At 56.1% G+C, this 13,533-nt stretch carries 7 protein-coding genes; 1 reads left to right on the top strand and 6 read right to left on the bottom strand.

Features of this window, described 5'->3' with window-relative positions:
- Positions 1-52: 52 nt before the first annotated feature.
- The 5 genes from AABZ39_19990 to AABZ39_19970 are packed head-to-tail and all read right to left on the bottom strand — an operon-like array spanning position 53 to position 10,714.
- A complete protein-coding gene (locus tag AABZ39_19990) occupies positions 53-3,931 on the bottom strand; it encodes a sugar-binding protein (GenBank protein MEK6797065.1) in 3,879 nt (1,292 codons plus the stop codon).
- Positions 3,932-3,986: 55 nt separating this feature from the next.
- The gene (locus tag AABZ39_19985; protein MEK6797064.1) at positions 3,987-7,571 is read right to left on the bottom strand and encodes a sugar-binding protein; all 3,585 of its coding nucleotides are present in this window, start codon (positions 7,569-7,571) and stop codon (positions 3,987-3,989) included.
- Positions 7,572-7,603: 32 nt separating this feature from the next.
- Positions 7,604-8,434, bottom strand: coding sequence for a sugar phosphate isomerase/epimerase family protein (locus AABZ39_19980; protein MEK6797063.1), 831 nt, complete (start codon positions 8,432-8,434; stop codon positions 7,604-7,606).
- Between the two features lie 18 nt (positions 8,435-8,452).
- Complete coding sequence (locus AABZ39_19975; GenBank protein MEK6797062.1) at positions 8,453-9,544, bottom strand: Gfo/Idh/MocA family oxidoreductase; 1,092 nt, start codon at positions 9,542-9,544, stop codon at positions 8,453-8,455.
- 27 nt (positions 9,545-9,571) lie between these two features.
- Entirely contained in the window at positions 9,572-10,714 is a 1,143-nt protein-coding gene (locus AABZ39_19970; GenBank protein ID MEK6797061.1) for a uroporphyrinogen decarboxylase family protein, read from the bottom strand.
- 90 nt (positions 10,715-10,804) lie between these two features.
- On the opposite strand from AABZ39_19970, the gene AABZ39_19965 reads away from it, so the two are divergent.
- Positions 10,805-11,608 carry an AraC family transcriptional regulator gene (locus AABZ39_19965; GenBank protein MEK6797060.1) on the top strand — a complete coding sequence of 268 codons (804 nt, stop codon included), beginning with the start codon at positions 10,805-10,807 and terminating at the stop codon, positions 11,606-11,608.
- A 4-nt stretch (positions 11,609-11,612) separates the two neighbouring features.
- Here the strand turns inward: AABZ39_19965 and AABZ39_19960 are convergent, their stop codons facing one another.
- Positions 11,613-13,532 carry a tetratricopeptide repeat protein gene (locus tag AABZ39_19960; GenBank protein MEK6797059.1) on the bottom strand — a complete coding sequence of 640 codons (1,920 nt, stop codon included), beginning with the start codon at positions 13,530-13,532 and terminating at the stop codon, positions 11,613-11,615.
- Position 13,533 lies beyond the last annotated feature (1 nt).

Genomic DNA, 13,533 nt, shown 5'->3' with positions numbered 1-13,533 from the left:
TATCACCGGCCTCCAAGGCAATATGGTACTCACGGTTCGTTTCTTCAAAGAATTATATCATGCCTTCATGGCCCATGAAAGCGCCCTGCACGGCGTTCCCGTCCGGCCGCACCGGCGAGACATCCGCGTTCATGCCCTTCCTGATGATGTCAGGGTGCCCTGCATTGACGTAGTGTATCTCGCTGCCGGAGAATCGGAGCATGATACAGGTCAGATAATTATCGACCTCGCCTTTTTCCCGAATGATGCCGCGGTTCGCTTTTGCGATGATATCCGAAAGCGGCACTGCCGCATCGGGGGTGAACGAGCGGAACAGTATCGGCCGTATCAGCGTGGTGATAAGGCCGGATGACACGCCGTGGCCGGAAACATCGAACAGCACAAGTCCGGTAAGCGCGCCGTCCGCATCGGTATAAAAATCGTAAAAATCGCCCGAGACATAAGAGAACGCTTCGTAATGGACGGCGACATCGAACCGGCCGGCCGCAGGCAATTGCGGCAGAAGTCCGCGCTGCACTTTCGCCGCCATCTTCAGGTCGGTGTTGCGCAGTTGTGAAAGGTTCTTCGCCATGGTATTGAACCCGGCGGCCAGTTCCGCCGTCTCATCGCGCGAATCAACGGCCACCTCCACGGCAAGATCGCCCGCGTCGACACGCTTCATGCCATCGGCGACCGTGAGCACCGCTCCGGCGATGCGCCGCGAGAACCACCAGGCGACGGCGAACGCGAGTGCCCCGATGATACAGGCAAAGAGAATGCCGCCCGTCATGATGAAGAACCGAGTCGACGACAGCATTTCCGCGTTCACGGCAATACCGATAAGGAGCAATTGATCCTGCAGCTCGTTCTCGAGCGGGAATGCGCGGACAAAGTACCGCGCACCGCCGATGACGCGCTCGCCGCTTTCGCTCGCGACACTCCCCGCCTCGGATCGCACGCGGAAGTGATACGGCGCTTTCAGCGATGCGGACTGATAACCGTTGCGGTAGTGGATGCTGATCTCGGTTTGGGTCCGTTCCCGCCAGTACTGAAGCGTGTACGTATCGACCTCACGAAATGCTGTTACGCTTACCACCCGATCTCCGACAGTGCGCACGGTGGTCCAGGCAAGGCAGAAACCATACGCAGAGTTCATCACCGGCCCGGAGCGTTTCAGGAATCGAATACTTTCCGGTATCATGAACCGTGCGGGGGTGCCGGCGGAATACCGTATCGACTGTATGTTCGGCGGGCGGACATCGTGGATGAGATAATGATTATCATCACGGCTGTCAGCGCCGCCTTCGATGACGGCATTACAGCGGACACGAGAAGCATCCGCCAGGGCCGCAAGGCGCGTACGCAGATCGGTGCGGATGAATTCCTCCGCCGCACTGCTCCTCGCCTGCAGCACATCGGCCACCGCGCCGCGATTGTATACGGAAAGGAACAGCAGCACCGCAGCAAGAAGCGGTATGAAGGCAAGCGATACGGTCACCGCGAGCAGCTTGAACGACAGCCTCCGGGCGTCCACCACACGGTCCGCAGCGACGAGACAGAGCGACACCAACACGAAAAACACGGCAATGGCCATGAGTATGCGGAGGACGGCAAGGATGAGGCTCTCATGCCGCGGCAGTACATGCACGAGAGCGATCGGAACGACAGTCTCTCCGTTGGAGAATGGGGAAACAATGATATCACCGAGTTTAGAATTCAATACACGCGGATTCCTGAAATCCTTGTCATACGGGCGATGCCTTTTGCTGAAAACACGCGCTGCGTCACGCGCGCTTAAGGGGGCGTCATCCGCGCCCATGAATTCCCCGTTCACATACACGAGGGGTACCGCATGCGATAGTATACGACGTTCATCCGCATTGAGCGTAATGTTCGACACCGTCCCCGGGGAGCGGCGTATCGCCGTTACCCCGAAGGAAATGAACTGCGTCTCCGGATCAAGTACCGTAACAGCGATATACGCAATGCGTTTGGCGCGGGCGGCAATGACCATCTCTTTTTCATGGGATATCTTGCCGATCGTATCATTCCAGCGCCGCGACACCTTCGAAACAAAATGCGGCGGATGGCCCAGCCCGAACACCTCGGACATCGTGCTGTAGGAAAGGCCGTCTATGATAGGATGCATATCAGCGGAACCGTCCGCATACCGAACCTCGATACGCGCGACGGTGCTCCCGAAGCGTATCTTCCCGAACGATACGCTGTCGCGCCCCCCGGAAAACTGCACACGCACTTCGTCCGCAATCCCGTCCAGAGGATAGCGTGCGGTCATCATCGCATCTTCATGCCCGAGCACGTTCCACACCATGGCATTATAACGCCGGTATACCGTGCCCTGCCAATTCTGTATCAGCGGCGCAGGCAAATGGGGGCCCGGGGTAACGCTGCGGCGGCGCGCATCGACAAAGGTAACGGCACGGAGAAGTACGGTCACGTTCGGGATCATATTCGATCCTTCTATCCGCACGATATCCGCCGGAGCGGAAAATTCGACAGCATGTTCGTCCTGCACCGTCGTCACGACCCCCGGCATGCTGCTGTAGCGCACCCCTGCACGGATAGTGCCGGGAAGGGCAGAACTGACCTTTGCCAGATATGTTCCGGTGAACAAATTCACTCCGTTGGTCAGTATGTGATCGTATCGCTCGCCGGCCGACCCTGCAAAGGTAAACCGGTAGGCGGGTGCTTTCGTATCAATGGTCGGATACCCCGCGGTACAGTGCAGTATCAATCGAACCCCCGTTGCCCTGACCGGCGCAATGCCCTGCGTGAACGGCACTGACGCATTGGAATAGAACGGCTCAAAGCGTATCGGCGTGTTCTGAACGCTCTTAATAACCGGCATATTCGGTTCCAGTATCGCGGACGAATAAGGAACGGCGTCCGGGGCTTGGTCCCCGCAGACAGCGTCATAGAGCCGCCGGGCCAGATCGACGCTGTCCATCCTTCCCGCATAGCGCACCGCATCGAGAATGATCTTTTTATCAATCGCGGCAATACTCGCAACGAGCCTTGACGTGCGCACCTCGAACACCATGAAAAGGGCACCGAAGACCGCGGCAAATACAATGAGCGCACCTGTGAACACACCGGTCATTCGCAGTTTTAACGTAAGCGGCATAACGACGAGCCGGCGCAACGCGAAGCAATAGCCCGCAAAAATAATACCGCCGATAATGAACGCCGCAATAATGGGAAGCGGCAGTTTCATCCGCAGTGCCTTCCTGAAAGAACCGCGAAATTCCAGGGGGACAAGATATTTCGGCGAACGATATGCGAGCGGACTTCCGTTGAGCGACATCTGCCTTGTACGGGGGCCGCCTATGTCAGCATCGTCGACAGCGATATTGATGCCAATGTCACGCGAACCTTTTTCAGCGATTAGATGCAGCGGAACGCGTATTTCCATGGTATAGCGGTCGCCGAATTCCCTGGACGCCGCGGTAATACCGTAGAGTGACAGTACCGGGCTGCCGATGCTCTCGCCTTTGGCCTTATAGACGAGAAGTTTTTCCCCCGCCGTGACAGGCGGAAGCAGATAGATCTGAAAATCACCGTCCCCCGACGTTTCATTCGTCCGATTCTCGGAGAAACGCGATGAAAGGAAAAGCTCCACGCCGTCCCCGTCAAAATACGCGCCGGTGCGGTTCCTGTGCATACGGTTCTCATCCCGAACGATGCAGCCGATGTACAGGTACTCATCATCATAATTGAATGAGACCGCCGCGGACAGATCGTTCGTCCCGCGCCATGTCCCGGATTTCGTTTCGAAGGCGACATTCGTCGTATCGTTCATCATGAACGTCGCTGAGCGGTCCATATCCGAAATATCGCCGTCGATGATAATGGAATTCGTCCGGGGGACCGCTGTTATCGCGAAGGATGCCGCTGCAGATATCATGGACAGCAGTATGACGCGAATACGCATGGACTTACTCCGGGCGGTATCGCGTCAGTATAGCCTCAGCCGCGGCCATGTCAATTCATTTTTTAAGAAAAAGCGTCCCGAAGTAATATGACCCGAGACTATTGCCGATGCCGCTCGACCATTCGAGATAACCCTTCCTCCCGGCGCCGTCATTGTCATTCACGAGCAGGGAAAAGGCTATCTTCTTCACAGCATCTGTCCTGAAGCTCGGTTCAAGCGCGTCCTGACGAATGGCTATCTCATACATCGTTCTATTCCCTGTACGTCGTACTTCTGCGCGCACGCCCTCCGGGTCCTGTCCGATAGTGTATGACGGGACTATATCCGTACTCGGTATGACCGCGCTGCGATACGCCATAGCCTTTCCCTGCATACGGCCCACGGCGAACGTCACCTTGCCCGTATCCTCGTTCTTATCCTCTATCTCGAAACTGAGCTGTACGCTGTCGTCCATGAACATCCTGCGGGCATCCGCACCGGCTGCATTGTCGATATCGTCCCTGACCTCGACGGCAATGTACAGATTCTCGCTGTCTCGCGATACACAGAAACGACCTGAGAGGTCGTCACCGCCGCGGTGATCTTTTATCATAAGCCCCTCGCTCCCGATGACCTGAAATCCGTCCCGCGGCCAATCGGAAAGATCGCCATCGATCACCGGTGTGCACGGCATGGATACGGCCTGATACATGACGCGATTGAGCGGGGTACGCGGGTCGGAACGCATAAGTGCAATGTCATTGATCTCAAGAAAGCCTTTCGTCTTGAACAGGAGGAAATTGAACTCGCATGCGGATACATCAAGGGGCGCGGTGAAACTTTTCACGAACACCCCGCCGCTGGAAGAGAGTTTCTCACGCAAATAACCCTTATCAAGAGCATCTTTCTGGCCGGACGTTTTCACATAATTGAAATGGGTGGACAGAGTACCCTCGCCCTTCGCCTTCAGCCGCAGGCTGTAGAACATGCCGGGGATTATCTCGACAGGCTTTGCCGTGCGTATGCCGCCGCTTCCCTCCGATGCGAACGAAAGCCGCATGCTGTTCTTTTCACCGTCCATGCTGCGTTCCAGCTTTCCATTGCCCCAGGAATCAAAATTCCCCGATGAAGTACCGAGCGGGTCCTGCCCGAATATGTTCTCGAAGAGCGAGGTACTGCTTACGGTCACCGGAATTTCGCGGAACGCGAACCCTCTGCCCTTCGTCGTCTCAAGCTCCGTTCGTATCTTCATGACATACACACCGGGATTAACGGCACAGTGTTCACGTACCGTAAGCAGAGCACCATCCTTCCCTGCCGTGAACGGAAGTCGGCGTGCAGTGAAAAGCGGGCTTTCGATGTTCACCGTGCCGCTTTTTATTGTATCGGCTGCGATGTTTATACTGAATGAAAGTTCGCCGCCGGGCCGTATATCAAGCGTCTCGGGGGAAACGCGCACCGCATCGGCAAGCGCCAATGCTTCCGGATCAGCGCCGATCACCATTACCGGATGCCGCACGGTGAGTTCCAGCATGCCTCCGGGGGTTTCCCGCATACTTTCATTATCCATGAGGTCGACGATCTTCACCTTCGGAACGCCTGTGTACAGATGAACCACAGCGTCGTTTAAGTCCCTGTTGAAGATGAAAAGGGCGTATTCCCCTCCATTCTCCCGTACACGCTCAGGCACCATATATCGGTACAGGAACGATTCACAACCCCGCCCCAACGGTATCGATCGTACCGCGCGCGCACCGGTGGTCCTGTTGATCAGTGTCTTACAGCTGAAAAACGTGTACTTCGGCGTACCGTCGGGATTGACCACTCCGTAATCACGTTCGGTGTAGAAACGCAGGGGGAATTCATAACTGCGGATAAAACCGTTCACATTTCCGTACAATGTGTTGCGCATGAAATCCGCTGCGGCCGTTTTCCGCAGCGCCTCCGTACGCTCGACGCTGTTATAATTGGCCGATTTCGTCTCATTCGCCTGAAGCCCGCGGTTACTGCCGACGCGTTCAAGGAATTTCATGCGCTGTGCCAGGCTTTCCTCCGTCCATCGATGGTCGGCGGGATAGTCGATATAGGAGCCGATACCGAGGCGATAGAGTTCATCGATGAACGCCTGCTGATGCGCCCACACCGTCTGCGCAACAATGGCGATGTTCGTATCAACCGACTTCACGGCTTCCCATGCGTTCTTTACCATATCGAAATAGTCCCGTGCCGTGCCCTTATGCCAGAACAGCGAATGTTCCGAGGGCTCATTCCACACCTCGAATTCGTGAATGCGGTCGCGATACCGCGTTGCGACATCGGCGCAAACCCGCTTCCATTCGTTCATCTCCGGCATGCTGTATTGCCAATCCCATACGAATGTCCGGTCGGGATACATCTTCTTCGCCATCCACTCCGGCGTTCCGAGCAAAGCAAGCTGTACGCGTATACCGTCCTCTTTTTCGCCGTTGAGAAGCCTGTCCCAGAAATCCCAGCGATACACGCCCGGCTCCTTCTCGAGATACGGCCAGCGCATGGAATGTATCCGTTCATGATATACCTGCAGTATCCGGCGATAGGCGCGGTAATCCGCTATCTGCTCATCCGTGGAAACGGGATCATCGTTCGGATCATACGTAAGATACGCTCCTATCCCGCAGAAGCCGAATAGAGCGATGTCTTTTTCATATTCGGTGATCGGGGCGATGCGGCGGACGGCTCCGCAGCGAAGTACTATTTTCTTGTTCCCCATCTGCAGGGGAACCACTTTTCTATCGCGGCGAAGCTCGGCGGAAACGCGTACACTTCCCCGCACAGAAGAAGGCAGCGGTACAGACTGCAGTGCCTGGCCGCGTTCATTCGCGGTCACCGTGAACGTATTTGACATGAGCACCGAATCGTAGAAATCATGGGATACGGCAGTAACCGTGTGCGGCCCCTCCGGCAGATCATAAAGCTTGATATCCACACGGGCTTTGGCATCGCAGTCATAGATGGTGCTGTGGAGGAACCCTTCCGCAGGAGTAAGCTCAAGTGTCACCGGGTTCTTTACGGGAGCGTCGGTGCGATACACCCCGAGCGCATCGTAATAAAAGCAGCGGCGGTAGGTATAACCCGAATGCTCTGCGATGACAAGCCTGTTCTTCCCGTTCTGTGCGGAAAAAGAGATGACCGCTTCTATCGGTTTGTCCATATAATTCGGGACATAGACATGCTGTACATTCCCGTCGGGAAGCATCACCCGAATCGAATACTGTACAAGGTCGTCCTCGTCGACGTTCTTATGCGGTCTGCCGGGTGTCTTCACCAGAAGGCCGGACGTAAGCGTGAACTTGAAATGACGCATGCCGCCGTCATCGTCCCACGTAATCGTCTCTGTATCCACCCATGTGGCGTTCGCCGAACCGCGGCCGGAAATTCCGCCGGGAAATGCCGGCTTTGCTGTCACACCAGGGTTTTCTACGGTATATGAGAAGCCGTGTTCCTTCGGATCATATCCCGGCGTCCCGACAAGGCGAGTGTTCAATTTGAATTCCTGGCTCGAATAGGGAATGAACTCACGGTTCGTGCCGTCGAATTCACCCAATTGCCAGACAACGGATTCTCCCGCCGCCATTGCGCACACAAGGACGGCGAAAACAGCGATGCGCGTGAACTTTCTCATGGATGGACTCCAAGAAGCATGCAAATAGTATATCATACGCCGATTATTTTTGTCATGGCCGCTGCCGTCACCTGAATCGCGTCATCGATCGGCATTGATCTGAGCAGCGCGTTCATCGGCTCGGCCGTGACCGGCCCGTCGTAATTGATAGAAGATAATGCATTGATAAAACCGCGAATGTCTATCTCGCCCGTCGCACCGGGAAGCTCACGCTCGAACGCTATCTGTTCATCGATGGGACGTCCGCGGACGGCATCACTAACGTGTACGGCGACGATCTGCTTATTGGTGAGCTTTGTAATATCATCACCGGTCTCGCGTGCGCAGAACCAGTGGAATGCATCGAGAAGAACGCCGGCGGATGTGCCGGATGCCGCTATCATCCGCAGAAGTCCCTTCATATCGTATATGAACTCGTGCGGATAACCGGCACGGCGCGTCTTTTGCGCCACATATTCGAGACCGACGCGAATGCCGTGTTCCGCAAGCATCGGCACGCAAAGCGTTACACGATCGATGTGCATTTTCATATTTTCATCAAAAGGCAGCTTCTCGTGAAAGGGAAGTATCACAAGCGTCGTGCGTGTAAACCCGAGCGTACGCGCACGCTTCGCGAGCAGAGGCAATGCATCCATGGCGGTATTCCATTCCGCATCGGGTACGCTGCAGTTCCCGGGTAAAAGTCCGCCGCAGACGCCGCGCTTGATCTTCGCTTCGTCAAGCATTGTAAGGAATGCACCGTCATCGACAACACTTTTTAAAGAACAATCGATGCCGCCGTACCCGAAACGCGACGCAAGCGCGATCGATCCCTCAGGCGATGCCTTCTGATCGAGCATGCCGACATTGAGACATTTGAACATACAAGGCCCCTCGATGCTTTATTCGTATACGACGGCAAGCGGTATTCCGGTGAATGAACGCACCTTTTCCATGACGGCCACGCGGCGGCGAACGCTCTCCGGTGTTATCACCTGCGGCGCCCCCTCACGAATCGACTTATATAAACCGCCGTACAATTCCAGCACCGGTGCAGCTGCGGGCGCGGCACCCCCGCCGGGATCGGCCTTCGTCTCCGGTCTCCATTCGTCGGTTCGCCAGGCAAGTTTTTCACTGTTATAGCTTCTGTCGGGCGTGGACGCAAGGTTCAATGGACGCGCCTCCATTGATTTCCAATCGACGTATTTCCATGAAAGCCCGGAAGCGCTCCCGCGAAGTCCGCCGGATGTCCCGCATATATGCCAGCGGTCCTGATCGAAGGCGATGCCGTCGCTTAATTCAATATCGATCGTCGGGGCATTGGGCGCAGAGAGAACGATCTTCAAATGATCCTCGCCGTCGCCGCTGCATAAGAGATGCTTCATCTCAGCCCATACCGCGGGTTCGGCATCGCCGAAAAGCTCCATCGCGTGATCGATGAGATGCGGGCCGTTATTATTCATCGTGCCGCCGCCCATCGCGCGCGATGTCTGCCAGTCCCAGCGGCGTTTGAAACCATGCCAGCATATGCGCACGGAATGTATGGTCCCGAGGACACCGCTCTCGATCACCTCTCTCACCTTGCGGAAGTCCGGTTCGAACCGCCGCTGCTGGAACGGCTGGAGCACTTTCCCCGCGTCCTTCGCCGCCCGTATCATTGCATCGGCATCGGCCGTCGTAAAGCCGAACGGCTTTTCGCAGAGCACATGCTTTCCCGCCGTAAGCGCGGCAGCTGCCTGTGACGCGTGGAATTTGTTCGGGCTTGCGACAACGACAAGCTCGATGTCCTTATCGTTTATCAGTGATACAAAACTGTCATGTGTACGCGCACTCAGCTCGGCGTTCGCCTGCTCGGCGCGCTTTTCTATCGGATCGAACACGGCGGCGACGCGGAATGTGCCGCCCATCTGCCGTATCGCCTTGCAGTGTATATCCCATCCGCTCCGTCCCAATCCTGATACGCCCACCGATATCGGTTTTGTCCGTTCGCTCATGACAATGCTCCTGCTATTTTTTTTACTTCAATACTTCCCGTACTTTTTTGCCGCAGCCACAAAAGCGAAAATGTTCTCGTCGGGCGTGTCGCGTCCGCATTGATCGCCGGTCATGAGAATGAAGCCCCCGCCCGCCGCCGCATCTTCTATTGCACGGCGGCATGCCTCGTCGACATCGGCCGCTGTTCCGCGGAGCATAACGTCAGTCGTGTGTATATTCCCCGACAGCGACAGCCGTGAGCCATACATCTCTTTCACGTCCTTCAACTCCACATCGCCCATGGGCGGTTTTTCGAGCGGATTGATGCAGTCAAGGTCCGTTTCGGCGGCGAGCATTTCCAGGAACGCGGACGAGCGTCCGCATGAATGCAGCATCGTTGGAACGCCGGCTTCCTTCGCCATGCGTGTTATCACCTTGAGCGTGGGGAGCGTGAACTCTCTCACCCACTCCGGCGATGAAAGCGTGAGCGTACCCGATCCTCCGAGATACAGAATGTCGGGCTTATAGTCGAGCATCATACGAGCCTTCGCTACGGCATCAGCATGCTGAAGGACCCTCATCTCCTCGAATAGATCGGGGTGTTCCATGAACGCATACACAGCGGACGAAAGTCCCCCGTCGAACATCCCCTCAAAGTTGTGAAAACCGGGATACCCGACCTGCAGACAGAACACGGCATCCTCGCCGGTCTCTTTCCTCATAGCATCCGCTTTCTCGGATGAATACGATACATACTCTGGATACAAATATCTCAGTTTCGGCATATCCTCGGCGATGTTCTTGATAAGTTTGACAACGACGGCTGGCGGATCATCCGCTGCATATATCGTTTCCGATGAAAGATCGCCCAGAGGCGTATGTATCACCGTGCGCGTATGGATGCGTTCTTCGGTCTTTGTGAGCGTAGTCGTCTCGCGGCTCACATTATCCTCCCGCGTCCTGATATCGAGCGATCCATATATCATTCGTCCGTCAATGCCGTAATAACGGATCGCGTCGAGGTATGCGCGCCAGAGCGGCGGGTCATTATGGAGATACACATCCCAGAACGGGATCCCCAGGCGGCGTACGGGCACCATGTTCGAGAGACACGGGCAGGCCGGCACGCGATCGGGTATGCCGTGCTTCACGGCGGTGAGGAATCGTTCGCGATGGCTCATGGTTCCCATGGTTGCATCCTTTATCGGCATAGGATAACAGTAAGCAAAACGCTGTCAAATCATATTGACAATTATGCGATTTTCTTGCACTATTGTACCATGAGCATTGATACTTCCGTCCGCATCAGCAGCATCGGATACACCCAATGCGATCGCACATGGACATTGTCGCCGGAACGCACGCAGCAATGGAAAGACCTCGATCTCTGGTTCCTCGTCAAGGGCCATGGCGTAGTCGAGACGCCGGAGGGCTCGTACGATATCTCCCCCGGGTCATGCTTACTGCTCCGCGGAGGGGATGCCTATACGTTCCGTCATGCATCCGCGCACTCGTTCTCTCACTACTGGGCGCATTTCTCGTTCGCATCCGGATCGGGACGATACGGTCTTCAAGCGAACGGATCACTCCCGCCGCTCTACCGGCACCTCAGATCATGGGACTTCGTCGAGACCATGTTCAAGCGGGCCGTCAATGCATGGCATGAGGAGCCACGCGATACACGTTCCGCGCATCAATGGTTTTCCTGCATATTGAATGAAACGCTGCTTGCCGATAAGAACGGGCAGAGAACGCCTGGTTCGAAATGGGCGGACCGCATCGAAACGCTCTGCCGGCAGATACGAACGAGACCGGAAAGAAAATTCCGCGTCGAGTCGATGGCGGACGACATGTCCATGAGCCGCGGTCATTTCTGCCGCGTGTTCACCGAATGCACGGGTCTTTCGCCCATGGATTATATACTTTCATGCCGCATGCGTCTGGCCGAAGACCTGCTCGTCAACAGTTCGTCAAGCATCACGGAGATAGCGCGCAGAGCGGGATATCAGGACCTGTTCTTCTTCAGCCGGCATTTCAAACAGCATCACGGCGTAACGCCGAGCCGTTTTCGGTCTATGGAATGATGACTCACTTCTTCGGTCTCGACTCAGCCTTTTCCTGTACCGGTATCACATAATTATTGTGGCGTATGAACTTGAACTGCGACGGATCCTCGACCTCGCAGATGCTTACACGCTCGTCGACCGTGCGCACGCGTATGCGCCCCACAATATCCTCTCGCGCGGCAATGATGGAGCGCGTATCGAGATCGAACGACGGGTAGCGCACCGCGAACACGTCAAAGCGCATGCCCTTGGAAACACCCTGCTCCTTCCCGATATCGAGGATGATGTCGTTCTCCTGTATCTTGATCACCTTCCCGAACATCGGGAGGTCCTTGGCGATGTTGCGCGCTATCTCATACGCGGCCTCAATCATCTTTTCCTTGCCGGATTTGAACGACCGATAGGTGCGGAAATTGCGCCGTGTCCGTGCGTCTATCATGCGGATATCGAGCCCTATCGTGTCACCGCGCTCGATGATGGACCCGGTGAGGAAGAACGATGCGTTCGCTCCTGCGAGCGCCGCGAGCGTGCCCTCGTCGGTATACCGGCGCTCATAGAGCTCGGCGACGGACAGCTTCGGGAATTGATGCAGCGCATGCGCAAGTATCTCGGCCATGGAGCGCTCAAGCCCCTCGTGATCGCCCCGAACGATGGCAAGATTGTCGAGCACGGCCACCGAGAACCCCGAGGCGGCGATATCGTACTGCTTGATGCCGTATGAACGCGACGGGAGCTGATCGAGGTCCCGCTTCTTATATTCGAGGATGGCGTTGATCGCCGTGTTGTCCGGCGAAAGGTCCCCTGCGATGTTCATCTGTATCATGTACTTTTCCACGAACCCGGCATTGCGGTATATGTTCGCAAGGTCGCGCCGCGCATCCGCGTCCGTGGGGAAGAGCCGAAGGAGCCGCTTGTAGTATATCTCGGCACGCAGGAAATCGTTCTCGCGGAGATAGCGCTTCGCTGCGGCACGGTAAAAACGGGAGGCCTCTTCACGCCGTTCATCGGATGCGTCCACCGATGCAAAAAGCACGCGTTCATAAGCGATGCGCGCAAAAAGTTCATCGGGATTTTCAGCAAGATATGCCTGATAACTCGCAAGCGCGGCTTTGCTGTCGTTAAGCTTCTCATGGAGATACCCGAGCCGATAGTTCTTCTCGCCCTTCAGGTGCTTGTCATTGACCGCACGTATCGTCTCCACCGCGCGTCGATAATTGCCGCCCTTGACGTAGATATCCGCGAGGAGGAGCTTTGCCCGCGTATAGTCCTTGTAGTAATAGAGCGCCTTGTTCACCGCGGAGAGCGCATCGGAGAGATTACCGGCAAGATAATGATAGTTCGCGAGATGATAGTAGACCGATTCGTCGCGCTGATGCGGCTTGATGATCTTCTCGAAATAAAGCTTTGCCGGATCCTTCTTGCCGAGGAAGAGATAGATGTACCCCGCCGCGGTGTTCTCATCGATGCCGTCCTCGTTCAGCTCCACCGCGCGTTTGTAGCGTTCAAGCGCGCTTTCCATATGCCCTTTGGCCTCTTCGAGAAAGCCCTCGGCGTATGCCGCGTAGGGATTCTTGTTGTCAAGGGACAAGAGGCGTTTGAGCGTCTTTGCCGCGTCATCATACCGCGTTTCAGCGAGATCGATGCGGAGCATGCGCTCGATGACGCCCGCTGCGCGCGGGTGATACTTTGCGAGCTTATCAAGCACTTCTTTCGCACGGACATAATTCTCGAACACGATGCAGCAGTCGGCGTACAAAAGCCCCGCATCGAGATAGTACGGATTCTCGTCAATGACCTTCTCGAGCAGGGGGATGGCGGCGAAGTAGCGTTTTGCATCGAAGGCCGTCTTCGCATCGCGGTACGCGTCGTCGTTCCTGCCGGCAGCGAACACGAATGCACAGCATACCACGCATGCGATGACCGATACCCCGGAACGCTTCATG

The sequence above is a fragment of the Spirochaetota bacterium genome, from assembly GCA_038043445.1.
Taxonomy (GTDB): domain Bacteria; phylum Spirochaetota; class Brachyspiria; order Brachyspirales; family JACRPF01; genus JBBTBY01.
This window is presented reverse-complemented; position numbering and strand designations above follow the sequence as displayed.

What these genes read in the sequence shown, in the direction of transcription:
- AABZ39_19970 (MEK6797061.1), bottom strand. Translation starts at nt 10,714, where the DNA reads ATGGGAACCATGAGCCATCGCGAACGATTCCTCACCGCCGTGAAGCAC.
- AABZ39_19965 (MEK6797060.1), top strand. Translation starts at nt 10,805, where the DNA reads ATGAGCATTGATACTTCCGTCCGCATCAGCAGCATCGGATACACCCAA.
- AABZ39_19980 (MEK6797063.1), bottom strand. Translation starts at nt 8,434, where the DNA reads ATGTTCAAATGTCTCAATGTCGGCATGCTCGATCAGAAGGCATCGCCT.
- AABZ39_19960 (MEK6797059.1), bottom strand. Translation starts at nt 13,532, where the DNA reads ATGAAGCGTTCCGGGGTATCGGTCATCGCATGCGTGGTATGCTGTGCA.
- AABZ39_19975 (MEK6797062.1), bottom strand. Translation starts at nt 9,544, where the DNA reads ATGAGCGAACGGACAAAACCGATATCGGTGGGCGTATCAGGATTGGGA.
- AABZ39_19990 (MEK6797065.1), bottom strand. Translation starts at nt 3,931, where the DNA reads ATGCGTATTCGCGTCATACTGCTGTCCATGATATCTGCAGCGGCATCC.
- AABZ39_19985 (MEK6797064.1), bottom strand. Translation starts at nt 7,571, where the DNA reads ATGAGAAAGTTCACGCGCATCGCTGTTTTCGCCGTCCTTGTGTGCGCA.